The sequence below is a fragment of the Pseudomonas sp. MYb2 genome (assembly GCF_002979955.1).
In the GTDB taxonomy this organism is placed as follows: Bacteria; Pseudomonadota; Gammaproteobacteria; order Pseudomonadales; family Pseudomonadaceae; genus Aquipseudomonas.
Genome location: NZ_PCQC01000011.1, coordinates 147,332 through 171,630, shown reverse-complemented (window position 1 = coordinate 171,630; position 24,299 = coordinate 147,332). Strand labels below are relative to the sequence as shown.

24 protein-coding genes are annotated in these 24,299 nt (G+C 58.4%); 16 read left to right on the top strand and 8 right to left on the bottom strand.

The features are described 5' to 3' along the window. Positions 1 to 2: 2 nt before the first annotated feature. Positions 3 to 1,040, bottom strand: coding sequence for a dienelactone hydrolase (locus tag CQ009_RS19230; RefSeq protein ID WP_064391142.1), 1,038 nt, complete (start codon positions 1,038 to 1,040; stop codon positions 3 to 5). 236 nt (positions 1,041 to 1,276) lie between these two features. After that, a complete protein-coding gene (locus CQ009_RS19225; RefSeq protein WP_105708197.1) occupies positions 1,277 to 1,888 on the bottom strand; it encodes an FMN-dependent NADH-azoreductase in 612 nt (203 codons plus the stop codon). 128 nt (positions 1,889 to 2,016) lie between these two features. Here CQ009_RS19225 and CQ009_RS19220 point away from each other — a divergent pair, with 128 nt between their 5' ends. Further along, a complete protein-coding gene (locus tag CQ009_RS19220; protein ID WP_064391140.1) occupies positions 2,017 to 2,925 on the top strand; it encodes a LysR substrate-binding domain-containing protein in 909 nt (302 codons plus the stop codon). Further along, entirely contained in the window at positions 2,922 to 3,281 is a 360-nt protein-coding gene (locus tag CQ009_RS19215; RefSeq protein ID WP_064391139.1) for an MmcQ/YjbR family DNA-binding protein, read from the top strand. Before CQ009_RS19220 ends, CQ009_RS19215 begins: the two co-directional genes overlap by 4 nt. 118 nt (positions 3,282 to 3,399) lie before the next feature. On the opposite strand, the gene CQ009_RS19210 is transcribed toward CQ009_RS19215, so the two are convergent. Next, on the bottom strand, positions 3,400 to 3,831 hold the full coding sequence (locus CQ009_RS19210; RefSeq protein ID WP_105708195.1) for a DUF1294 domain-containing protein: 432 nt from the start codon (positions 3,829 to 3,831) through the stop codon (positions 3,400 to 3,402). Next, positions 3,828 to 4,658, bottom strand: a complete 831-nt coding sequence (locus CQ009_RS19205; protein ID WP_105708193.1) for an undecaprenyl-diphosphate phosphatase — start codon at positions 4,656 to 4,658, stop codon at positions 3,828 to 3,830. Before CQ009_RS19205 ends, CQ009_RS19210 begins: the two co-directional genes overlap by 4 nt. A 304-nt stretch (positions 4,659 to 4,962) precedes the next feature. On the opposite strand from CQ009_RS19205, the gene CQ009_RS19200 reads away from it, so the two are divergent. The 9 genes from CQ009_RS19200 (at position 4,963) to CQ009_RS19160 (ending at position 13,175) form a co-directional block, all read left to right on the top strand. Next, positions 4,963 to 6,597 (top strand): methyl-accepting chemotaxis protein, encoded by a 1,635-nt coding sequence (locus tag CQ009_RS19200; RefSeq protein ID WP_064391136.1) that lies wholly within the window; start codon positions 4,963 to 4,965, stop codon positions 6,595 to 6,597. Positions 6,598 to 6,747: 150 nt separating this feature from the next. Further along, entirely contained in the window at positions 6,748 to 7,311 is a 564-nt protein-coding gene (gene pnuC, locus CQ009_RS19195) for a nicotinamide riboside transporter PnuC (protein WP_105708191.1), read from the top strand. After that, complete coding sequence (locus tag CQ009_RS19190) at positions 7,308 to 7,832, top strand: AAA family ATPase (protein ID WP_064391172.1); 525 nt, start codon at positions 7,308 to 7,310, stop codon at positions 7,830 to 7,832. The genes pnuC and CQ009_RS19190 overlap by 4 nt, the downstream gene beginning before the upstream one ends. A gap of 357 nt (positions 7,833 to 8,189) precedes the next feature. Then, positions 8,190 to 8,639 (top strand): hypothetical protein, encoded by a 450-nt coding sequence (locus CQ009_RS19185; RefSeq protein ID WP_064391134.1) that lies wholly within the window; start codon positions 8,190 to 8,192, stop codon positions 8,637 to 8,639. Between the two features lies 1 nt (position 8,640). Continuing rightward, on the top strand, positions 8,641 to 9,216 hold the full coding sequence (locus CQ009_RS19180) for a hypothetical protein (RefSeq protein WP_064391133.1): 576 nt from the start codon (positions 8,641 to 8,643) through the stop codon (positions 9,214 to 9,216). A 73-nt stretch (positions 9,217 to 9,289) separates the two neighbouring features. Next, positions 9,290 to 10,279, top strand: a complete 990-nt coding sequence (locus CQ009_RS19175) for a hypothetical protein (protein ID WP_064391132.1) — start codon at positions 9,290 to 9,292, stop codon at positions 10,277 to 10,279. Between the two features lie 63 nt (positions 10,280 to 10,342). Further along, positions 10,343 to 11,023 (top strand): C39 family peptidase, encoded by a 681-nt coding sequence (locus tag CQ009_RS19170; protein ID WP_064391131.1) that lies wholly within the window; start codon positions 10,343 to 10,345, stop codon positions 11,021 to 11,023. A 43-nt stretch (positions 11,024 to 11,066) separates the two neighbouring features. Further along, positions 11,067 to 11,813, top strand: coding sequence for a hypothetical protein (locus tag CQ009_RS19165; protein ID WP_064391130.1), 747 nt, complete (start codon positions 11,067 to 11,069; stop codon positions 11,811 to 11,813). A 45-nt stretch (positions 11,814 to 11,858) separates the two neighbouring features. Then, positions 11,859 to 13,175, top strand: a complete 1,317-nt coding sequence (locus CQ009_RS19160; RefSeq protein WP_105708189.1) for a hypothetical protein — start codon at positions 11,859 to 11,861, stop codon at positions 13,173 to 13,175. A gap of 104 nt (positions 13,176 to 13,279) precedes the next feature. Here the strand turns inward: CQ009_RS19160 and CQ009_RS19155 are convergent, their stop codons facing one another. Beyond that, on the bottom strand, positions 13,280 to 14,605 hold the full coding sequence (locus tag CQ009_RS19155; RefSeq protein WP_064391128.1) for a sigma-54 dependent transcriptional regulator: 1,326 nt from the start codon (positions 14,603 to 14,605) through the stop codon (positions 13,280 to 13,282). 355 nt (positions 14,606 to 14,960) lie between these two features. Between CQ009_RS19155 and CQ009_RS19150 the strand changes: the two genes are divergently transcribed. The 3 genes from CQ009_RS19150 to nhaB all read left to right on the top strand — a co-directional run bounded on the left by CQ009_RS19150 (position 14,961) and on the right by nhaB (position 18,376). Continuing rightward, complete coding sequence (locus tag CQ009_RS19150; protein ID WP_064391127.1) at positions 14,961 to 15,227, top strand: hypothetical protein; 267 nt, start codon at positions 14,961 to 14,963, stop codon at positions 15,225 to 15,227. 282 nt (positions 15,228 to 15,509) lie between these two features. Beyond that, on the top strand, positions 15,510 to 16,799 hold the full coding sequence (locus CQ009_RS19145; protein WP_105708187.1) for a hypothetical protein: 1,290 nt from the start codon (positions 15,510 to 15,512) through the stop codon (positions 16,797 to 16,799). Positions 16,800 to 16,873: 74 nt separating this feature from the next. Continuing rightward, positions 16,874 to 18,376, top strand: coding sequence for a sodium/proton antiporter NhaB (gene nhaB / locus CQ009_RS19140; RefSeq protein ID WP_105708185.1), 1,503 nt, complete (start codon positions 16,874 to 16,876; stop codon positions 18,374 to 18,376). Positions 18,377 to 18,500: 124 nt separating this feature from the next. Here nhaB and CQ009_RS19130 read toward each other — a convergent pair whose 3' ends face one another. Genes CQ009_RS19130 through gnd form a run of 3 tightly spaced genes read right to left on the bottom strand, consistent with a single transcriptional unit; the run spans position 18,501 to position 21,819 of the window. Continuing rightward, positions 18,501 to 19,322: an HAD family hydrolase gene (locus CQ009_RS19130; protein WP_105708183.1), complete on the bottom strand. Its 822-nt coding sequence runs from the start codon at positions 19,320 to 19,322 to the stop codon at positions 18,501 to 18,503. Further along, positions 19,319 to 20,842: a glucose-6-phosphate dehydrogenase gene (gene zwf, locus CQ009_RS19125; RefSeq protein ID WP_105708180.1), complete on the bottom strand. Its 1,524-nt coding sequence runs from the start codon at positions 20,840 to 20,842 to the stop codon at positions 19,319 to 19,321. The genes CQ009_RS19130 and zwf overlap by 4 nt, the downstream gene beginning before the upstream one ends. Further along, entirely contained in the window at positions 20,839 to 21,819 is a 981-nt protein-coding gene (gene gnd / locus CQ009_RS19120; RefSeq protein ID WP_008082539.1) for a phosphogluconate dehydrogenase (NAD(+)-dependent, decarboxylating), read from the bottom strand. Before gnd ends, zwf begins: the two co-directional genes overlap by 4 nt. A 273-nt stretch (positions 21,820 to 22,092) precedes the next feature. Between gnd and CQ009_RS19115 the strand changes: the two genes are divergently transcribed. Next, entirely contained in the window at positions 22,093 to 22,275 is a 183-nt protein-coding gene (locus tag CQ009_RS19115) for a DUF6026 family protein (RefSeq protein ID WP_064391122.1), read from the top strand. Positions 22,276 to 22,474: 199 nt separating this feature from the next. Further along, on the top strand, positions 22,475 to 24,223 hold the full coding sequence (locus CQ009_RS19110) for a phosphoethanolamine transferase CptA (RefSeq protein ID WP_064391121.1): 1,749 nt from the start codon (positions 22,475 to 22,477) through the stop codon (positions 24,221 to 24,223). Positions 24,224 to 24,299 lie beyond the last annotated feature (76 nt).

The following is a 24,299-nucleotide window of genomic DNA, read 5'->3' as shown; positions in this document are numbered from 1 at the left end:
ATCTATTGATCCGCCGTTTGCATACCCGCACGCGTTGATTGGCCCAGCGCATGGGAGAAAAACCGTCCGGCCTCGGAGATCAGATTACGGTGAATGTCCTCGCGATCCACGCCATCAGCGTCGGTACACAACGCCGGCATGGCGCGAATCTGCTCTTCATTACACGGCGCCATAAAGACGAAGTGCCCCGCCCCGGCCAGTAATTTGAAATCCGGCGCTGTTGGCAGTTTGCGCGCCAGCGCCGCCGCGTTCTTGTCGAAGGCCACCAGTTTGTCGCCATCGCCGCTATAGAGCAGCACCGGCACGTGCACATCGGCCAGGGTATGACGGCCGAATTTCAGGCTAAGCGGCGCCATCAACAGCAAGGCGTGGACACGCGGATCGGCCACCGGTTGCAGGTCATCGCGATCGACGATCAGTTCCCCTTGGGTGTTGCAGGCGTCATGGTCGTCCGGCCGTTCCTGGCAATAACGCCGCAGGCGATCCAGATCCGGTTGCGCACCGGATAGAATCAACGCGGTTTCGCCCCCCGCCGAATAACCGATAACACCGACCTGATTGGCGTTGACGTACGGCGCAAGCATGCGGTCGCCCAGGGTCGCGGTAATCGCTTCGGAAATCTGGATCGGCCGCCCGTAAAGATTACTCAGGGTGCCCAGCCGGCTGTGGTCTTTGGAGTTGTCACCGGGGTGAATCACCGCCACCACGACAAAACCTTTGCGCGCCAGCGACGTCGCCAGATCGTGCAGCGCCAGCGGCGTGCCGGTGTTGCCGTGGGAAAGCATCAGCATCGGAAAGCGGCCAATGGCGACTTTGGTGTCTTCGCCGGCCTCCACTGAATAGCCCTCAAGCAGGCTCATGTGCTCACGGTCGCTGGAGGGATAGAACGCGATGGCCCGCATGGGTTGCAGGTCCAGTGGATCGAGGAAGGTCATCTCGTGATAACCGACGCTCCACACAGGATGACGTCCAGGCGCCGCTTGCACTGAATTCAGGCTGCCGAGCAGGCAAATCAGTAACGTTGCACAAAGACGCATCATGGGATGCCCCACCCTGTTGTTACTCAATCGAAAGATCCGTTGCGTTGCGGGCCTGAAATGCCGGGGATTCGGCGTTTCGGTACGACAATGCATTCAGACGCTGATTCTGTGATTGCATAACCCGGGCCAGATTATGTAACAGCCAGAAACAAAAAACTCCGTATTTGGCCCTTGCGGAACCAGAATACAGAGTTTTTTGGGTGTTACCTGAACCTCAGCTGTTCTTTGCGCAGGCCTTACGCTGCGGCAAACAGTTGCTCGCTGATCTTCGCTTGGGCGGCAGTCATGGCGTTGTTGCGCACTTCATCACCGTAGGCTAGGCCTTCGGCGCGAACGATCTCGATGTCGGTGATGCCGAGGAAACCGAGAACCAGCTTCAGATATTCTTCGTGGGCGATGCCGCTCGCTTGACCAGCATGAATGCCGCCAGCAGTGGATACGATCACCACTTTCTTGCCACCGCACAGACCTTCAGGGCCGGCTTCGGTGTAACGGAAGGTTTGACCGGCGACGGCAACGCGGTCGATCCACGCTTTAAGTTGAGTCGGCACGGTGAAGTTGTACATCGGCGCAGCGATAACGACGGCGTCGGCAGCAAGGAACTCGGCCAGCGTCGAGGCGCTCAATTCGGCTTCGTGCTGTTGTGCGGCGTTGCGCAGTTCAGCGGTGGTGCCAGCGGCGACCAGGGTGGTCGACGAGAAGTGGCTGATGGCGTCGGCGGCCAGGTCACGGTAAGTCACCACAGCGCTCGGCTCGGCGACTTGCCAGGCTTTGACGACTTGGCTGCTCAACTGACGGGAAGCCGAGTTGTCGCCCAGAATGCTCGAATCGATATGCAGCAGTTTCATGTGGAATCTCCTGGAAGGAATCGCCGGTGGCGATGGAATGGAGACAATCCTACGCAAGAAACCAATGGATGATTAGCCGCCTGAAATGCGATAGTTTGTCCCATTGATAGAACAGTCTGGATTCACTCATGCAAGACCTCAACGATCTCTACTATTTCGCCAAAGTCGTCGAGGCCGGTGGCTTTGCTGCCGCTGGGCGTCTGCTGGGCATTCCCAAATCGCGTTTGTCACGGCGCATTGCCGAACTCGAAGAGCGCCTCGGGGCACGTTTGCTGCAACGCACCACCCGTCAACTCAACCTCACGGCGGTGGGGGAACGTTATCTGCGTCACTGCCAGGCGATGCTGCTGGAAGCGGAAATGGCCGATGAGGCGGTCGCGAGCATGTCCAGCGAGCCACGTGGTCGACTGCGCGTCTCTTGCCCCACCGGCCTGGCCCGGGAAATGTTGCCGTGGGTCATCAGCGAATTCCTCGGCAAATTTCCTCAGGTGCAACTGGAAGTCGTATTGCTCAATCGCCGGGTCGATCTGGTCGGCGAAGGCTTTGATGTTGCGCTGCGCGTACGCGAACACGGTGATGAAGATCCATTGCTGGTCACCCGACGCCTGCGTCAGGCGCAAATGGTCGTGGTTGCCAGCCCGGATTTTGTACAGGGCCAATCGATCAACCATCCGCAAGACCTGAAAAATCTGCCGGTGCTCGGCGCGCTTGAGGCAGATCGCCTGGTGCATGTGCGCTTGCTCGATCAACAGGGCGAAAGCTTCGAGCTGAACATGGAAGCGCGACTGGGCATTGATGACTTTATTGTGCGCAAAGCCTGTGTACTGGCCGGTCAGGGTTTTACTTTGCTACCGATGATGTATTGCGAAGAGGAACTGCAAAACGGCACGCTGGTGCAATTGCTGCCCGAGTGGTCACTCCCCGGCGGCTGGTTGCAAGCGGTGTATCCGCATCGGCGCGGAGTGATGCCGGCGGTGCGCGCATGGATCGATCACCTGGTCGAATCGTTCAATGCCTGTGGGGAGCGGTTGTTATGAAGAAGGGAAAGATGAGCGAAGCGGACGTCGCTGAATTCTGCCTGGCATTGCCGGGGGCGCGAGAAGATTACAAGTGGGGCGGCGTGCGGGTGTTTTCGATTGCCGGCAACAAGATGTTTGCCTTGCAGGGACTGCGCGGCGATTCACTGGCATTCAAGGTCGACAAGGATCTGTTTCTCGGTCATTGCGACCGCCCGGGCATTCACCCGGCGCCGTATCTGGCACGGGCGCAGTGGATCATCATGCACCCGCCCTACCCTTTGGGTGCCGAGGAATTGCAGGGGTTGTTGCAGCGATCGCACCAGTTGGTGGTGAGCAAATTGCCCAAGAAAACCCAAATCGGTTTATTGCTGTAAACCCGATCCCTGTGTAGGAGCTGCCGAAGGCTGCGATCTGTTGATTTTGCTTTTTAGAAGATCAAAGTTAAAAGATCGCAGCCTTCGGCAGCTCCTACAAAGGGACTCGTGCAGGCGACTAGAACAACGCCAGCAAGTTCGAGCCGAGAAACAGCTGGTCGATCCAGAACACCTGATGCAGCAGCACAATCACCCAGAACAGAATCTGAAACGACACCTTGCGCGTCTTGTGCCGGAACACCTGCTGGGCGATCAACGCGCCGGGCCAGCCGCCGGCCAGTTCCACGGCGTGGAGGATGTTCTCCGGCGTGCGCCAGGCATCGGCGCGGGCCTTGCGCTTGTCGGCCCAATACATGAAGAACGCCAGCACACTGATGACCCCATAGGCGGCCAACGGCACCCACGAAATCCCGCGCAGCCACATCGACAGCGAACCGAACAATGGCAGCGCACAGACGATCAGCAGAACGACCAGTTTCAGTTTCAGGTTCTGGATGTTGTTACCGCCCGAAGGTCGCCCTTCAGGCCGGCGTGCGCGGGAATCACTCATGGCTTGGCCGCCGCCCAGTCCACCCAGCCGAACTGCCAGGTCGCGAGAATCAGCAGGCCAAAAACGATCCGATACCAGGCGAACGCCGCATAACTATGGCTGGCAATAAACTTCAGCAAGCCGCGCACGGCGATCATCGCAAAGATGAACGCCGTGATGAAACCAATGGCAAAGACCGGGAAGTCTGCCGGTACAAACAGGTCGCGATACTTGTAACCCGAATAGACCGCTGCGCCGACCATGGTCGGCATCGCCAGGAAGAACGAAAACTCCGTGGCGGTTTTACGTGACAGGCCAAACAGCAGGCCGCCAATGATGGTCGAGCCGGAACGCGAGGTGCCGGGAATCATCGCCAGACACTGGGCGAAGCCGACTTTCAATGCATCTTTCCAGGTAATCTCGTCAACGGTTTCGGCATGCACCTCGTGCTGACGCTTTTCCGCCCACAACATGATGACGCCGCCGACAACCAATGCCGCTGCCACCGTAATCGGATTGAACAGGTATTCGTGAATCAGATCGGCAAAGATCACGCCCAACACCACGGCGGGCAGAAAGGCGATCAGCAGGTTGGCAGTGAAACGCCGTGCGCTGGGCTGAGTCGGCAAGCCGATGACCACGTCGAAGATCTTGCGTCGAAATTCCCAGACCACCGCGAGGATCGCGCCGAGCTGGATGATGATGTTGAACGCCATGGCCCGCTCACCACCGAAGTCGAGCAAGTCGGCAACAATGATCTGGTGTCCGGTACTGGAAATGGGCAAAAACTCCGTCAGCCCCTCTACAACTCCTAGTATCAGTGCCTGCAAGGCCGTCCAAAGATCCATCAATCCCCCAAAGAGCGATGCGCGCCGGCATGCCCCGATAGTATTTTTTTACGTTCACTGCGATCAGCGTAGCTGGTAAATGCTGTACCGATTCCGCGCGCACAGGATCCAGACCAAACAGTCAAAATTCCGTGAAATATCAACTTGGATTCAGGTTTTTACGCGCGGGGCCGAAATCCTATCAGACAAGCCTTAATAGCGCTGCTGCGTTATACGACTTGGGTCGCGTATGCCCGCCCACGTAAACGTGGTTGGATGCTGGCGATCGTTTATTACAAAAACAAGAATCCGGAGTGACAGCGTTATGAACAGCTTGCGCAGTGTGTCGATCAGCCGACGCTTGTGGCTCATTTTGATTGTGGCGGTGGTCATGTTGCTGACCTTGGGCGTATTGATGCTCAAGCAGATCCACGATGACCTGTATCACGCCAAAGCGCAGAAAACCCAGCATGTGGTGCAAACCGCCAGCGGCCTGCTGACCTATTACCACGACCTCGAAACCGCCGGCACTTTAACCAAAGATGCGGCGCAGAAGCAGGCGCTGACAGCGATTCGCGGACTGCGTTATGACCAGAGTGACTATTTCTGGATCAACGACCTCACGCCCGTGATGGTCATGCACCCGACCAACCCCAAACTCGAAGGCCAGAACCTCTCGGCGATCCGTGATCCGGATGGTTTTGCGGTGTTCAACGAAATGGTCGCCATCGCCCGCGCCAAGGGCGCCGGCATGGTCGACTACCGTTGGCCAAAACCCGGGGCCAGTGAGCCGGTGGCGAAGACCTCGTACGTCAAGTTGTTCGAACCGTGGGGCTGGGTGATCGGCTCAGGCGTTTACGTCGACGATGTGCAGGCGGAATTCAAGGGCCAGGTGATCAAAGCCACGATCATCGGCTTGGCGATTGCCATGATCATGGCCTTGCTGGTCATCCTGATCGCCCGCAGCATCGTGCGTCCGTTGCAGGAAACCGTGAACGCGATGGCCAACATCGCCAGCGGCGAAAGCGACCTGACGCGTAGCCTCGATACCCACGGCAAGGATGAAGTCACCGAACTGGCGCATCACTTCAATGCTTTCACCGCCAAACTGCGCCGGGTGATCGGTGACTTGCAGGTCTCGGCCAGCGCACTGGGCCAATCGTCCACCGAGCTGGGCAGCGACGCCTCGCAGGCGCAGCAACGCAGCCAACAGCAATCGCAGCAGATGGAACTGGTGGCCACCGCGATCAACGAGGTGACCTACGGCGTACAGGACGTGGCGAAGAACGCCGAGCATGCCGCCGCTGAAATGCGCGATGCCGAAGCGCAGGCGCAGCAAGGCCAGATCAACATCGACGGCAGCCTGCAACAGATCGACAAGCTTTCCGGGACCATCGATCAAGCGGTTGAGGTGATTCGCACCCTCGCGGCCGAAAGCACTCAGATTGGCAGCGTACTGGAAGTGATCCGTTCGATTGCCGAACAGACCAACCTGCTCGCGCTCAACGCCGCGATCGAAGCGGCGCGGGCCGGTGAGCAAGGTCGCGGGTTTGCCGTGGTGGCGGATGAAGTACGCCTGCTGGCACAGCGGACGCAGAAGTCGACAGCGGAAATCCAGTCGATGATCGAACGTCTGCAGAACCATTCCGAAGCCGCCGTGAAGGTCATCGGCGACAGCAGCAAGGCGTCGCAATTGACCATCGAGCAAGCCGGACTGGCCGGTGCCAGTTTGAATGCGATTGGCCAGGCGCTGCGTAACCTCAATGGTCTGAACGCGTCGATTGCCAGCGCCACGCTGCAACAGGCGCATGTGGTCGAGGACATCAATCAGAACGTTACCCAGGCGGCGGGCCTCTCGCACAGCACGGCGATTGCGGCCGAACAGTCGAGTGCCGCCAGCGTGAAGCTCGGCCAACTGAGCGAACAACTCAACGGCCTGCTACGCCAGTTCCGCGTCTGACCTCCCCCCTGTAGGAGTGAGCCTGCTCGCGATAGCGGTTTTGTCAACAACACTAACGTTGGCTGATAGAGCGCTATCGCGAGCAGGCTCACTCCTACAGTTTTTTGGGTACAATCCGCTCCCTTCTTTATGTCCCCCCAAGGAACCTCCATGTCCGGGCTTGAACTGTTTGCCGCCACCCTCGGCGTGATCGCCGTCTGGCTGACGGTCAAACAGAATCCATGGTGCTGGCCGATCGGGCTGGTCATGGTCCTGCTCTACAGCTGGATCTTCTTTGAGGTGAAGCTGTATTCCGACATGTTGCTGCAAGTCATTTACGCCGCGCTGCAGGTCTACGGCTGGTGGCAATGGACGCGGGCCGGGACGATGCACGACGGGCGGCAGGTCACACGTCTCGATCAGCTTTCAATTCTGATCGGGCTCAGCGTCGGCGCTGTCGGCAGCCTGCTGCTGGGCGCGGCCATGGCGCACTGGACGGATGCCGCGCAGCCTTGGCTCGACGCAGCGTTGACGGCGTTCAGCCTGGTTGCACAGTTGTGGATGGCGCAGAAACGTCTGCAGTGCTGGGCGCTGTGGTTTGTCCTCGATGTGATCTTTGTCGGGCTGTTCATCTATAAGGATCTGTACCTGACGGCAGCCTTGTACGGCCTGTTCACCTTGATCGCGGTGCAAGGCTATCGTGAATGGCGCGCCGACCCGGCGTTGCGCACATGAAAGTCGTGGTGCTTACCGGGCCGGAATCCACCGGCAAGAGCTGGCTGGCGGCGGGCCTTCAGCAACAATTCGGCGGCGTGCGGGTGGACGAATACGTGCGCTGGTTCATTGAGCAGAACCCGCGCGACACTTGCCTGGCAGACATCCCCGAAATCGCCCGGGGTCAGTTGCAATGGGAAGATCAGGCTCGTGCGCAAAGACCGGCGCTGCTGATTCTCGACACGCACCTGCTGAGCAACATTTTGTGGAGCCAGACGCTGTTCGGTGCCTGCCCGGCCTGGCTCGAACCCCAGCTGTTGGCACGCCAATACGACTTGCACCTGCTGCTATCTCCGGAGCACATCGACTGGACCGATGACGGTCAACGCTGCCAGCCGGATCCGGAGCAGCGTCTGGCCTTCTTCAACGCCACGCGCGCCTGGCTTGAGCAACATCACCAATCCGTGCAAATCATTCAGGGCGATTGGGCCGGGCGCCAGGCGCAAGCTTTTGCAGCTGTTGCGCAACTGCTGGCCGAATAACCCCGATCAAGAGGCTCCTGCCCCACCGTTTTCCCCTGTTCTGGGGGAAATGTGTCCATTCCTGAAACACACACCTGACGGCAAAGTGGCCGTTTCAACAGTCTTGACCGTTTTGTCGGTCGGCCTGTTACGTAGTTGAAACACATCGCCGCAAACCCTCGTTCCAGAGCTTTGTTCAGCCAATAGACAGGTCGGTGTCACTGTGCGTGTTTCAACAATGAAACAGTTCGTGTATCAAATCTTTGTTCAATTCATGTAAGCATTTGAAATCACGAAACATTTAAAAAGCGGCACAGCTTTCGCTCTCTCCTTCACAACGCTGACTAGGGCCAGCCCACTGAAGAAGGAATTGCTGCCGTGGGGAATTTCAAAAAGAGCATGACCTGCCTCCTGCTGATCGGATCAGCAGCCAGCACATTGATCAGCCTCAATGTGCAGGCGGAAGGTAATGGCGTCATCGTCCTCAATCGCGACGTTCAACCTATTCCTATCGGTCGCAACGGTGGCAAAGACCCCTACCCGACCACCGTCAATGCCAACCCGTCGGCACGCATCAATCAGACCTTGAGCAGCACCGAACTCAGTGACGGTGACTTCGCCAGTGTCGCGAGTGGCTCATCAATTCGCGGCAACATGACCACGCCCAGCTCGAACCTTCCCGGCATGAACACTCTGACCAATACCAACGGCTTGCCTGGCATGAGAACCGGCAGTGGCGGCGGCGCGGGAGGCTCGATCTCCAATACGGTCAACCGCGCCATGAGCACCGGCCTTGCCCCTCTGACCCGAATGGCCGGAGGCCAATAAGATGAATCGCACTTTTCTTCTGCTCGCCCTGCTCGGTTGCACCAGCGCCATGGCTGCCGACCCAAGCTCGATCAATAGCGCAAACATTCAGGATTCCGGGGCGCAATACCGCGGCAACTTCAACGTCAACCAGGCCGCTGGTGACCAGATGCAACAGGCCAATACCAAGGCGATTGCCATCGGCACCGAATCCCACGCCAACACCAGCGTAATGCAGAAAATCGATACGCCGGCCAGTCGCTCGATCAACGCCAGCGCCAACATCGGCGGCAACTCTTTCAGTAACGGCAACGGGATCCTGGGTGTGAACCAGGGCGCCGGGGCCAACAACCAGATGGCCAACGTGACGCGCGTCAGCATCAGTGCTGCCCCGCAGAGCGTTGACGACAGCGCCCTTTCGCAACAGAACGTGGCGTTTTTACCGAGCTCAGGAGCAACTGGTACCTCACCCGGCAGTCGCCAGGTCACGACAAGTGATCAGGCCTTCACCGGCAGCCGCGGGGTAATCCAGGTGAACCAGAGTGCCGGGGTGGGGAACCGAATGGCTAACACCCTGAGCATCCGGGTCGCTGACTGACCCAAACAACAAAAGCAGTGCAATTAGAAAGTACCAACACTTAACCAACTAATAAGCACGATGGAGAAACACCATGAAACCTACAATGGCTCTCAAACCACTGGTTTTCGCACTTGCAGCAGTGATGGCAATCGCAGCACAGGCAGGCGGTCGTGATGACGATCATGGTAATGGGCACGGCAACGGCCACGGCAATAACCAGCCTAAAGGTCCAACCCTGGAACAACTGCTGCAAATCACTGCGGGTGCCGGCGCCGCTGTGCTTGATGTGCAAGACAGTGACGGCAACGTGGTAAAAAACCAGGGCACGCTGAACAACGCTAACGCCAGTGACTCGCTCAACGGTTCCAACGGCAACATGGGCGCCAACGTTGCAGCCGGCGACGGCAACCAGCAGGACAACGCTGCTGCATTGGCCACTGCTGACGAGAGCTTCATCTTCGGTAACGCTGTTGCAGCCTCGAGCGCGACTCAGGTCAACAACAACAACTACGTGAAAAACTCGTCGACCTTCAACAATGCCAACCTCAACAACGCAGGCAACAATGGTTCCGGCAACATCGGCATCAACGTCAGTGCGGGCAACTTCAACCAGCAGAAAAACAACCTGGCGATCGCCGTTTCGGGTGGCCGCGTAGCTCAGGCCGCCGCTTCCGCCAACCAGTCCTCGACTGGCCTGGTGGTAGAAAACAAAGGCGTGCAAACCTACAAAACCGACACCCTCACCGGTACATATGCTGCTGCTGGCGTGTTTAAGGCCAAAGGCACCGCAACCATCGAAGACGATGATCACGGTGGTTACGGCAATCGTGGCGGCGGCCATGGTGGCAACGATGACCAGAAAGCCAAGTTCGAAGCCGTGGGTACCTTTGGCCTCGCTGGCGTAACCACTCAGCAAGTGATGACCAAAGACGGCTGGAAAGCGCCGGTGGTCAACAATGCCAACATGACCAACTCGATGAACAACTTCTCCGGCAACGGTGGAGCCAACGTCTCGTCTGGTGTGGGCAACCAACAAAGCAACTCGCTGTCCATCGCCGCAGGTTGCAGAGCCTGCCTGTAATCGCGATCGAAACGAAAGCCCCGGCAACGGGGCTTTTCCTCGGTTCCACAAGGCGTATCGATCATGCGAACTCCCGCCCTCCTCGCTTTGCTTTGTCTGTGTGGCCTGACTCAGGCGGCGCAGATGCCAGTGGCTGCCCTACCCGGCGGCGTGCTGGTTTACAAGGACGTGCAAAGCTTGCGTGAGCGCAAGTTTGCCGACATCGTCGAACAAAAGACCGATTTCAGTTGCGGCGCTGCTGCACTGGCAACGGTCCTGCGCCAAGCCTACTGGCTCGACGTCGATGAGGAGCACATCATCAAAGGCATGCTGGTCAACGCTGACCAGGACCTGGTTCGTACCCAGGGCTTCTCCATGCTCGACATGAAGCGCTACGTAGAAAGCATCGGCATGCGTGCCCGAGGCTACCGGATCCCGCCAGAGAAACTCGAAGCGGTGACCATTCCGGTGGTGGTCCTGATGGACATTCGCGGCTACAAGCATTTCGTCGTACTGCAGCGTTCAGACAAGGATTGGGTGTACATCGGAGACCCGGTTCTCGGCCACAAACGCTACAAACACGATGACTTTGTCAAAGGTTGGAACGGCATTGTCTTTGCCATCGTAGGCCCCGGTTACGACAAGGCTAACGCTTTGCGCAGTCCTCCGGTGCCACTGACAGCAAAGAACAAGCTGGATGGTTTCAACCCTGTCAAAGATGCGGAATTGATGGATTTCGGGTTCATTCAGAGCGACTTCTTTTAATCGCCGAGTTAGAGAGTGGGACTGGATGTCCCGGGAGCAGCAGATGAAAAGCTCATACTGGCTGGCCGCCGCCTGCCTGGCAGCGAGTGCGTCGGGTTTTGCACATGCCGGATTCAAACCCATCGAAATCAAAGACCAAGAGCTTGCAGAGCTGCGTGGTCGTTATGTCATGCCGGGGCGGATTATCAGCTTCGGCATCGTCATGAGTAGCACTTGGCGCAATGCCAGCGGCGACTTGATCGGGGCTGCCACCTCGATGCAGGTCCAAGCGTCTACCGTCAAACCGGAATTCTACGTCTCGACCATCAAGGAGTCGGGCAATGGCAGTGTTCCCACACTGGGCAACGGCACCGTGATCGGTGGCGCCGGCCTCAATAGCACGCAGGGTGTGACGCAAAGCGTGCGCGCGGCGGGCGATGGCAACACCGCGAGCAACAACGTCGCGATCAACGTCAGTGAAGCCAGTCAGGCGCCGGCGCTGCTGCCGTCGCAAGGCCAGGCGCTGGTTGCCGGGCAAACCATCAGCGGCAGCAACGGCGCAGGCAGCGTCCAGGTTTCGGCCAACAGTGGCGGCGTACAGATGGCCATTCAGGCCAGCGGCAATCAAGGCACAGCGCTGCAACAAGTCGCTCAGGGCGGCCTGCTGCAAAATACTCGCTTGCTGGGCAGTGCCAACGTGGTCAACAACCTCACGCAACTCAACGTCGTATTAAACAATAACGGCAGAAGCGCCGGTGCACTGGACTGCAACCTGACCCAACTCGGGGCCCTACGCAATATCGGATATTGAACTACGCTGAGTCTCGATCATTGGGCTTAAAGGGACGGCTTATTCATGTATCGATCAGTATCACTGCGTGCTGCAGTGTGTTTGAGTACCCTTCTCCCGGCGGCGATGCTGCAAGCAGCTCCCGATGCCGACGTAGAAGCCCTTAAACGGGAACTTCTGGAACTGAAACAACGGTACGAAGTACAGCAACAAGCACTGGCGGTACTTGAACAAAGGGTCCGCCAAGTGGAAGAACAGCCGGCCGCCCCACCGCCAAAAAGGCTGGCCAAATCGCCGTCAGACATGAAAGGAAATCGCGTTGCCAGCGGGGCCGCCACAGGCACGGGCGCGGCCGCCGCATCGGGAGGCGCAGCTGGGGGCAGTGGCGCTTCTTACGGTCAATCGTTGGCCGACGATTCACAACCGGCACAGAGCGTGTCGAACCTTTACGACGAAGCCAGCGGTTTCTTTGGCGGGGGCAAGTTCAGCGTCGAAACGGGCATCACCTATTCGCGCTACGACACCCGTCAGTTGATTCTCAACGGATTCCTGGCCCTTGATTCGATTTTCCTCGGCAACATCAACCTGGACCGAATCAAGGCCGATACCTGGACCCTCGACCTCACGGGCCGCTACAACTTCGACAATCGCTGGCAGTTTGACCTGAACGTGCCCGTGGTATATCGCGAGTCGACGTATCAATCGGGTGGCGGCAACGAAGGCGCGGCAGGCGTTACCACCGAGGAAACCGTCACCAAGGATCCAACCATTGGCGACGTCAACTTCGGTATTGCGTACAAGTTCCTCGACGAGTCCGTCAACACGCCGGATGCGGTCGTCACCTTGCGGGTCAAGGCGCCAACCGGCAAGGACCCGTTCGGGATCAAACTGCGTCAGACCGATGCCAACTCCAACCTCTTCGTGCCTGACACGCTACCGACGGGCAATGGCGTCTGGTCGATCACTCCCGGCATCTCGCTGGTCAAGACGTTTGACCCGGCCGTGTTGTTCGGCAGCCTGTCCTACACGCATAACCTTGAGGAATCATTTGACGACATCAGCTCCACCGTCAACCAGAAGAACCCGGGCAAGGTGAAGATCGGCGACAGCTTCCAGATCGGCGCCGGTATCGCCTTTGCACTGAACGAAAAGATGAGTATGTCGTTCTCGGTGTCTGACCTGGTGCAACGCAAGAGCAAGCTGAAACAGGATGGCGGGGACTGGGAATCGGTGGTGTCCAGCGACGCCAACGCCGGTTACTTCAACGTCGGCATGACCATTGCGGCCACCGACAACCTGACCATCGTACCCAACCTGTCGATCGGCATGACCGACGATGCTCCGGATTTTTCCTTCAGCCTGAAATTCCCGTACTACTTCTAAGCAGCGCAACAGCAAAAGATCGCAGCCTTCGGCAGCTCCTACATCGGATGTTGGTAATCCCGGTAGGAGCTGCCGAAGGCTGCGATCTTTTGATCTTCAGCCAACTAGCGAATCTGATGTTTATGTAACAGGCGATAGAACGTGGGGCGGGAAACGCCAAGCACCTTCGCGGCTATGCTCAGATTGTCGCTATGCCGGTTCAACACATCGCACAGTGCCTGGCGTTCAGCACGGGTTTTGTAATCTTCCAGCGTGCCCATCGGTGTCGCGATCGAATGCTGGCTGATCAACCCTAAATCGCGGGCCTCGATCTGCCGCCCTTCGGCCAGCACCAGGCCGCGCCGCACGCGGTTAGCCAGTTCGCGCACGTTGCCCGGCCAATCGTGTTTACCCATCGCAATCAGCGCATCTTCACTGAAGCTGCGCGGACGTCGACCGGTTTCGTGGCTGTAGAAATGCGAAAAGTGGTTGGCCAGCATCGACAAGTCACCGTGCCGTTCACGTAAAGGTGCAGTGACCACTTGCAGAACATTGAGCCGGTAGTACAAATCCTCGCGGAAGCGCTTCTTCTCGATCGCCGACTCAAGATCGACGTGGGTCGCTGCCAACACGCGTACATCTACCGGAATCGGCTGACTGCCACCGACGCGCTCAATGTGTTTTTCCTGAAGAAAACGCAGCAGATTGGCCTGCAGCTCCAGCGGCAGGTCGCCAATTTCATCAAGGAACAAGGTGCCGCCGTTGGCCGCTTCGATACGGCCGACCTTGCGCTGATGCGCGCCGGTAAACGCACCTTTTTCGTGACCGAACAGCTCGGACTGGATCAAGTGTTCGGGAATTGCCCCGCAATTGATCGCCACAAACGGTTTGCTGTGACGCTGCGATTGCCGATGCAGGGTGCGCGCGACCAGCTCTTTACCCGTGCCGCTTTCGCCACGGATCAATACGGGCGATTCAGTCGGTGCCAGCTTGCTGAGCAATTTGCGCAGTTCGCGGATCGGTTTGCTGTCGCCGAGCAATTCATGTTCTGGCTGGTCGACGTGAATCGTGCCCTGCCCGCGCAGGCGGGCCATGCCGAATGCCCGGCCGAGGGTAACTTGCACCCGCGACACGTCGAACGGCAGGGTATGGAAATCGAAAAACCATTCGCAGACGAAGTCGCCAACGTTCTGCAAGCGCAGCACTTCCTGATTCAGTACAGCGATCCATTCCGTGCCGCTGCGACTGATCAGTTCCTTGACCGCTTCGGGCCGTTCCAGGTGAAAAGGTTGCAAACGCAGCAAGCCGACATCGCAGCTGCGGTCGGTGGCATTTTCCAGCGTACAACTGTCGACATCCCAGCCTATCGCGCGCAAACCGGGCAATAAGCGGTGACAGTCGTCGCACGGGTCGACCACCAATAAACGTCTTAACGCAGGCGCTTCGCTCATGACTGTTCCTTGGCGCCAAATATTAGAAATGATTGTAAAAACAGTCATTTGGCAGACCCGACTGTAACATTAGCAAGATTTTGACAGCGCCTTGTATCAATTGCTTATAGGTGTACAAACAAACGCGTTATAAGAAGCCCGGTTGTTAGTTAGCTATCGACTATTTCATTACGGAAAAGCTTTCAACAAGCTTTCAAAGCCCGTCTGTGAGCCAGGCTTTTGTAAGAAAGTTGAAATTTCTTTGTTTCGAGTGTGACCCGCCCCGGGGTTGCGTGCATCAGTACAAGTAACCAGCCGAACGGTAAGCCCAACCGACGGCAGATCATTTGATTGGGTACTATAGAGAGACGATCCCATGACCGCCCCGCTCCGTATCAACGAAGCTCTTTTGATTGCCAACCACGCCTTCAAACCCTTTCAATGTGTGGCTTGGGCGCCACAAGACGGCAACGGCGAATTGAGCCTGACCGTCGTCGACCGCACCAACTCGCACATTGGTCGCAAGCAGATTCCAAGCAGTGCCTATTCCGATCCGGCACAACTGGAGCAACTGCTGCAACAAGCTCGCGCCGAGTTGAGCAAAGAAGGCCATCTGTTGCAATCGTGGTCGATGCCGCACTAATACCGGAACAATGCGGATGACCTCGAGTCATCCGCCCGTGTTTTCTTAGTTGCACTATCTATTTACCCACTGCTTACTTTTGTACAACTTTCAGCGTGAGCTTTCGGCGCGACTGCTTGGCACACTTGCTATTGGTACAAAAAGACACTGTTCTGGCACAGTCTGACCCTCCGCCTGTTAGTTCTAACAGTTGTACTTCTTCCGCTTCAGGGATTGAATGTTCCGCTCATGCAGTAAACCTCCCAATCCAGGGTATTGGTCTACTCGCAAGGAGACGCGTGCATGTCGACCCAGAGCTCTTGCACCCGATTGGAGCGAATAAACCAGGCCGGCCAACTGGACCCTGCTTTTGCCGGCAATGGTATCGCTCAAGTGTATTTTGCCGACAGTCTTTCCAGCATGACCCACGGTGTCGCGGTTGATCGACAAGGTCGCGTGCTGGTTGCAGCGAAAGTCAAAACCCGGAACGGTAGCTGTTTCGGGCTGGCGCGCTTGCTTGCGGACGGCTCCGCAGATTTGAGCTTCGGTCGGCAGGGTAGCGTCATCGGCATGTTTTCATCCGGGTTCGGCAGCATGGCCGGCAAAGTCCAGCTGCTGCCCGACGGCAGAATTCTGCTGGCTGGCCTGCACTACGAGACCGACCATTGCACCCTGCCCGGCCTTGCCGTTTTCGATGATCGGGGTTGCCCGGACCCGGATTTCGGCGATAACGGTTATCTGGTGGTACGCCTGCCCGGCGACCTGTCGATGGGCACACTCGACGAGTGGCTGCCACCGGGCATTCCGGGCGCCGAAGCGTGTGACATGGCGGTGCAGGACGACGGCCATATCCTGTTGGTTGCCAATCATCACTTCGAATGCGCTGACCACGCGGGCATGCTGATTCGCCTCACAGGCAATGGCCAACTCGACAAGACTTTCAACGGTCGCGGTTTTGTCATGGTTCGTCATCTGCTCCTCAACACCTGGCTGAGCAGTCTGTCGTTGCAACAGGACGGACGGATTTTGGTCGGTGGTTCAATGAGCTTCCCTCAGGAAGGTCTGCTTGCGCGCTACCTGGCGGATGGCCGGCTCGACGAAACCTTCGCTATCGATGGCTTCATGGCCTTCACAGCCCACGGACACGGCGCGCTGGTCAATCAGGTGGTTGAGTCGGCGGAGCATCTTCACTGCTTCGGCAGCAGCCGTGATCCGATTCGCTGCATGACCCTGAACCTGCATCGTAACGGTCGTGCGCAGCTACATTGCAACTCAGGCCTGCCGCAACTGCTGGACATCGGCCATAGCGGTTGCCAGTGGAATGCCGCCAAGCGCATGCAAGACGGCCGGATTATCGCCGTCGGTGCGACGATTGGCGGGTTCGAGGCAGACTTCGTAGTCGCGCGCTATTTACCTGACGGCCACCTCGATCAAACGTTCGGTGATGGCAACGGCTGGCTACGTACGCGTTTGGGTCGCAGCCTGGACATGGCCAATTCACTGGCCGTGCAAGCGGATGATGCGATCCTCGTGGGCGGCTACTCGCTGGATGGCAACTATCGGGCAATGGTGGCGCGATACCTTAACGATTGAAAAACACGGACTGTACTTGATCTTCGGCAACGCATCCGGCAACTTGCGCGCTTCTAAAAGACAAGGAGCAACCGATGTCCGGTTCAATGGTCCAGGCGTTTGCGCACAACTTTCTCGGTCAATCGCCGCGCTGGTACAAGGCGACCATCGTCGGTTTTCTGATCCTCAATGCACTGGTCCTGTTCACGGTTGGCCCCGTCGCGGCTGGCTGGTTGCTGGTCATCGAATTCATCTTCACCCTGGCGATGGCGCTCAAGTGCTATCCATTGATGCCCGGCGGCTTGTTGTTGATCGAAGCACTGCTGCTGAAGATGACCACGCCGCAGGCTCTTTACGATGAGTTGCTGCACAATTTTCCGGTGATCCTGCTGCTGATGTTCATGGTGGCGGGCATCTACTTCATGAAGGATCTGCTGCTATATCTGTTTTCGCGCCTGTTGTTGGGCGTGCGCTCCAAAGCGATGTTATCGCTGATGTTCTGTTTTCTTTCGGCATTCCTCTCGGCATTCCTCGATGCACTAACGGTGACGGCGGTCATTATCAGCGCCGCTGTCGGTTTTTACTCGGTCTACCATCGGGTGGCGTCGGGCAATGACCCGCGTCAGGACAGTGAGTTTGGCGACGACCAGAACCTGCCCAAACTGCATCACAACGATCTGGAACAGTTCCGCGCGTTCCTGCGCAGCCTGCTGATGCACGGTGCCGTCGGCACGGCATTGGGCGGTGTCTGCACACTCGTCGGCGAGCCGCAGAACCTGCTGATCGGCCATGAAATGGGTTGGCATTTCGCCGAGTTCTTCCAGAAAGTCGCACCGGTGTCGATGCCGGTACTGGCAGCTGGCCTGGTGACCTGTGTGTTGCTGGAGAAATTGCGCTGGTTCGGTTACGGCACACTGCTGCCGGATAACGTGCGCGCCGTGCTGGCCAACTACGCCGCTGAAGACGACGCCGAGCGTACGCCGCGCCAACGCGCTGCGCTGCTGGTGCAAGGTGCGGCGGCATTGATCCTGATCGGCTGCCTGGCCTTTCACATTGCTGAAGTCGGTCTGATCGGTCTGATGGTGATTGTTTTGATCACCGCATTTACCGGCATCACCGATGAGCATCGTCTGGGCAGTGCCTTCAAGGACGCTATGCCGTTTACAGCGTTGCTGGTGGTGTTTTTTGCGGTGGTGGCGGTGATTCACGATCAACAGTTGTTTGCGCCGCTGATTCAATGGGTGCTGGCGCTGCCGGTGGAGCAACAACCAGGCATGCTGTTCATTGCCAACGGCTTGTTGTCGGCAATCAGCGACAACGTGTTCGTCGCAACCATTTACATCACCGAAGTGAAGCAGGCATTCCTCGCCGGGCACATGAGCCGTGAGCATTTCGAGACATTGGCGATCGCAATCAACACCGGCACCAACCTGCCGAGCGTAGCCACGCCGAATGGTCAGGCGGCGTTTCTGTTCCTGCTGACGTCGGCGATTGCACCGCTGGTGCGCTTGTCGTACGGGCGGATGGTGTGGATGGCGTTGCCGTACACCGTCGTGATGGGATTGCTGGGCTGGTATGCAGTAAGTTACTGGCTCTGACCAATACCGCGTAAAAACTGTAGGAGTGAGCCTGCTCGCGATAGCGGTGTGTCAGCCCAAGAAATGGTGACTGATAAATTGCTATCGCGAGCAGGCTCACTCCTGCATTTGGTTTTGGGTGGAGTCAGTGAGGGAGGATGTATTTTTCGATCGCTTGGGCGACGCCGTCTTCGGTATTGGGGGCGGTGACCACGTCGGCCTGACGCTTTACCGCCTCTTCGGCCTGACCCATGGCGATCGACAGTCCGGCGCAATGGAACATCGCCGGGTCGTTGCCGCCGTCGCCGATTGCGGCGGTCTGTTCCAGCGGCACCCCCAAGTGCTCGGCCAAGGTCGCCAGCGCCGTGCCCTTGTTAGCCTCCAGTGCCGTCACGTCGAGATACACCGGTTGCGAGCGCGAGACTTGCGCCATGCCGTTGACCTTCGGCAGCAAGCGCGCCTCCAATTCAATCAACAGCTCGGTGTTGTTACTGGTCGCGACGATCTTGTCGATGTGCTCCAGATACGGCTCGAAACTCTCGACCACCACCGGCGGATAACCGAGGCCATGCTGTTCGCGCGGCACCATCGGTCCGTGCGGATCCTTGAGCAACCAGTCGCCGCCGCTGAATACCCAGATTTCGACATCAGGCTGATCGGCAAACGTCGCCAGCGCAATCAACGCCGTGGTGGCCGGCAAGTAATGCGCGACCAGCAAACTGCCATCCGGGTTAACGATGGTGCCACCGTTGAACGCCGCCGTCGGCAGATCAACACCCAAGGCTTCGATCTGCTGCAACATGGCTTTCGGTGGCCGCCCGGTGGCGAGGCTGAATAACACGCCGGCTTCGCGCAACGAACGCACAGCATCAATAGTGCGCTGACTCAGCGAGTGATCCGGCAGCAACAGCGTGCCGTCCATGTCACTGAGCAGAAAACGGACAGGTTGTTTCGACAAGTCACTCATCCGAGGCCGTGCCAGACGCGGCCATCGCGAGTCAGCAGATCTTCGGCGGCTTGCGGGCCGTCGTTACCGGCGGCGTAAGTCTGCACGCTCGCATCCTGTTGCCAGGCGTCGAGGAACGGCTGAACGGCGCGCCAGCCGTTCTCGATGTTGTCGGCGCGCTGGAACAGCGTCTGGTCGCCGGTCAGGCAGTCATAGATCAGCGTTTCGTAGCCGGTCGATGGCTGCATCTCGAAAAAGTCTTTGTAGGCAAAACCCAACTCGATGTTGGCCATGTTCAGCGCCGGCCCCGGCCGCTTTGCCAGCAAGTCGAACCACATGCCTTCGTTCGGCTGGATCTGGATGCGCAGGTAGGTCGGCTGCAACTCATCGACTTCGGTATCACGGAACTGCGCGTACGGTGCCGGCTTGAAGCAGATGACGATCTCGGTGTCGCGCACGCTCATGCGCTTGCCGGTACGCAAATAGAACGGCACGCCGACCCAACGCCAGTTGTCGATCATCACCTTCAACGCCACGTAGGTTTCCGTGGTGCTGTCAGGGGATACGTTGGGCTCCTGGCGGTAGCCGTTCAACGCCTTGCCATCGACTTCGCCGGCGCTGTACTGGCCGCGAACCGAATTGGCCCGCGCCTCTTCAGTCGTCCACGGGCGGATCGCACCGACGACCTTGGCCTTCTCACCGCGCACCGCATCGGCGCCGAATGCGGCCGGCGGTTCCATGGCAACCATGGCGAGCAACTGGAACAGGTGATTGGGCACCATGTCTCGCAGGGCGCCGGTGTGTTCGTAAAAACTGCCACGGGTTTCGACGCCGACGGTTTCGGCGGCGGTGATCTGCACGTGGTCGATGTAATGGTTGTTCCAGAACGCTTCGAACAGGCTGTTGGAGAACCGGCTGACCAGAATGTTCTGCACGGTTTCCTTGCCCAGGTAATGGTCGATCCGATAGATCTGCTTCTCGGACATCACCTTGAGCAAACAGGCGTTCAACGCTTCGGCAGTGTGCAGATCGGAGCCGAACGGCTTCTCGATCACCACCCTTCTGAACGCTTCTGGATTCTCTTCAAGCAAACCGGCGCTGCCGAGTCGGCGCACCACTTCACTGAAGAAACGCGGCGCGGTGGCCAGGTAGAACACCGCATTACCGGTGCCGCTGTCGGCGATTTTCGCCGCCAGGGCTGAATAGGTGCTGTCGTCCAGAAAGTCGCCCTGGACGTAGCTGATACCTCTGGCGAGCTTGGCCCACAAGGCCGGATCCAGCATCTGATCGCCCTTGCCGACTTTCGCCGCCACTTCGGTACGGATGAAGTCTTCGAGCTTCTGCGCGAAGGCCTCATCGGTAATGGCGTTGTGGTCAACGCCCACGATCCGCAGGTTTTCGTCAAGCAAGCCGTCGCGACTGAGGTTGTACAGCGCCGGCATCAGCAAGCGCTTGACCAGGTCGCCGTGGGCACCGAACAGGAACAGCGTGGTCGGTGGTGCGGGTTCTGCCTTGGATTTCCTGCGGATCGTATGGGTCATTTCTTCGGTGTCTCCACGTGGCCGCCGAAGCCGAAGCGCTGGGCCGAAAGGATCTTGTCGCCAAAGGTGCCCTGACCGCGCGAGCGGTAGCGCGAGAACAGCGAGTTCGACAGCACCGGTACCGGCACCGCTTGCTCCATGGCCGCTTCGATGGTCCATTGACCTTCGCCGCTGTCGGCAACCGAACCGGAGAAGCCGTCGAGCTTCGGATCGCTGGCCAGTGCGTCGGCAGTCAGGTCGAGCAACCACGAGGAAACGACGCTGCCGCGACGCCAGACTTCAGCAATGTCAGCCACGTTCAGATCAAAACGCTGATCTTCCGGCAGGCGCTCGCTGGATTTGGTCTTGAGGATGTCGAAGCCCTCGGCGAACGCAGCCATCATGCCGTACTCGATGCCGTTGTGAATCATCTTCACGAAGTGACCGGCACCGGCAGGACCGGCATGGATGTAACCGTGCTCGGCACGGTGGTCATCGGACTTGCGATCCTTGGTGCGCGGGATGTCACCCATGCCCGGCGCCAGTGCGGCGAACAGCGGGTCGAGGCGCTGCACGGTTTCAGCGTCGCCGCCGATCATCATGCAATAGCCGCGCTCCAGGCCCCAGACGCCGCCGGAGGTGCCGACGTCGATGTAGTGCAGGCCCTTCTCGTTCAGGGTCTTGGCCCGGCGAATATCATCCTTATAGTTGGTGTTGCCGCCGTCGATGATGGTGTCGCCGGCTTCAAGCAGTGTGCTCAGGGTGTTGATGGTGTCTTCGGTCGGCGCGCCGGCCGGCAGCATGACCCAGACCGCACGCGGTTTGGCCAGGCCGGCAACCAGTGCTGGCAGGTCTGCGACGCCGGTGGAGCCCTCGGCGACCAGGTTATCGATGAAAGCGGTATTGCGGTCGTAAACAACGGTGGTGTGACCGTTGAGCATCAGACGTCGCGCAATATTGCCGCCCATGCGGCCCAGTCCAATAATCCCGAGTTGCATGTGCTGATGCTCCTTACTACAAATAAATGTGTGTCATGGGTTATAGCCCAACGCGACTGATGGAGGTTAGTCCAGAGCGTTGCGATGAAGTTTCCGTGCATTGTGCCCGAATCAGACTGATAACGCCCCGAAACGTGGCGAAGACACACCGACCATGAAAAATAAAAAAGTTCCATTCACAGGCAAAAGAAATCAAAATTGGCGCCGATAGTAAGTCAGCAGCCAAAAACGGCAGCGACTTACAGTTGATGCACGCCATTTGCGAGGTGAGCAATGGGCACAGTACACACAGCAATGCCGCCACAAACCCTGTACGTGACAATCCGTCGCGATGAATTGCGCCAGTTGAAAGACGAGCGTGACCAACTCAAGCAGGAGCTGGCCCAACTGCGCGCGTTGACTCAGGGCGCCCAGCCCAAGCCTCTGCCGGTTGTCCAGCGTCACCCGCACGCCTGATCTCCCCGCCTGCTTCGGGAGCGACCCGTGTCGTTCCCGACATGATCCAGCCCTTTGTGTAATCTGCAACTAACAAAGTTTTCACATTAGCTTGGCGATACTCCGGCGCATTCTGGCCGGGCGTACGCGTTCGGCCTCCGTTCGTCGGTTTCATGGAAGCTTTCCGGCGGTGGTTGTGACGATCGAGCTGGAGTGCTGAATGGCATTGTTCAAACGCAGCAAAACGACTGCGACAGGTTTCGACTGGGCCGGTTTTCTCTGGCTGTTCGTTTTCTTCTGGTACTTCTCGGGTATTACCCAACTGCTGATCCAGCTCACCGGTACCTCCGGCTTCACCGGGTTCCGGCAGGCATTCGTGATGAGCGCCATCTGGCTGGCACCGATGCTGCTGTTTCCCAAGCGCACCAAACTGCTCGCCGCGGTGATCGGCGTCGTGCTTTGGGCCTGCTCCATGGCCAGCCTGGGTTACTTCTTCATCTACCAGCAGGAGTTCTCTCAGAGCGTGATCTTCATCATGTTCGAGTCGAACGTGTCCGAAGCCGGCGAGTACATGACCCAGTACTTTGCCTGGTGGATGGTTCCGGCGTTCCTCGCCCATACCCTGTTCGCCTATTTCCTGTGGACCCGTCTGCGCCCGGTGTACCTGCCCCGTGGCCGTGCGTTGGTGGCGGCGACGGCCATCGTGGTCGCCGTTGTCGGTTACCCGCTGATCAAGCAAACCCTGCGCACCGGCAGCTTCGCCGAAGGTTTCGAGAAATTCGAAACCCGTATCGAACCGGCGGTACCGTGGCAGATGGCAGTGGCCTATCATCGCTATCAGGAAACCCTCGCCGACATGCAGGGCATGCTGCACAACGCGAGCAAGATCGCGCCGCTGAAAAACCTCAAGGACGCAACGGCCAATCAGCCGGCAACGCTGGTGCTGGTCGTCGGTGAGTCGACCAATCGTCAGCGCATGAGCCTCTATGGCTACCCGCGTAAAACCACGCCAGAACTGGACAAGCTCAAAGACCAGTTGGCGGTGTTTGACAACGTCATCACGCCACGCCCTTACACGATCGAGGCGTTGCAGCAGGTGCTGACGTTCGCCGACGAAGAAAATCCCGACCTGTACCTGTCGACCCCGTCGTTGGTCAGCGTGATGAAACAAGCCGGCTACAAGACGTTCTGGATCACCAACCAGCAGACCATGACCAAGCGCAACACCATGCTCACGACCTTCTCGGAGCAGGCGGACGAGCAGGTGTACCTGAACAACAACCGCAACCAGAATGCCGCCCAGTACGACGGCGACGTGATCGAGCCGTTCAACAAGGCGCTGGCCGATGCGGCGCCGCGCAAGCTGATCGTGGTGCACTTGCTGGGTACACACATGAGCTATCAATATCGTTATCCGCCGAGCTTCGACAAGTTCCAGGATCGCAACGGTGTGCCAGCCGGTGTGCGCGACGACCAGGTGCCGACTTACAACAGCTACGACAATGCCGTGCTGTACAACGACTTCGTGGTGTCGAGCCTGATCAAGGATTACGCCAAAGCCGATCCGAACGGCTTCCTGCTGTACCTCTCCGACCACGGTGAAGACGTCTTCGACTCGGTCGGCCACAACACCCTGGGGCGCAACGAAAACAAACCGACCGCGCCGATGTACACCATTCCGTTCATGGCCTGGGCGTCGCCGAAATGGCGCGAGAATCATGACTGGAACTTCGCCGGGGATTTGAGCCGGCCGTACAGCAGCTCCCAGTTCATCCATACCTGGGCGGATCTGGCCGGATTGAGCGCTGACGAGCTGGATCGCAGCCGCAGCCTGGTCAGTGACAGCTTCAAGCCGCGTCCGCTGATGATCGGCAATCCTTACGAACGCCAACAGCGGCCGCTGATCGACTTCAGTCTGATGAAGCCGAAACAGCCCGATACGTCCATAGCAGAGGCTACCGAGCAGTAAACACAAAAGGGGCCAGACATCGGCCCCTTTTTATTGCACACCCCCTGATCTGCGGCAGCGCCCAGCAAGTACGAAA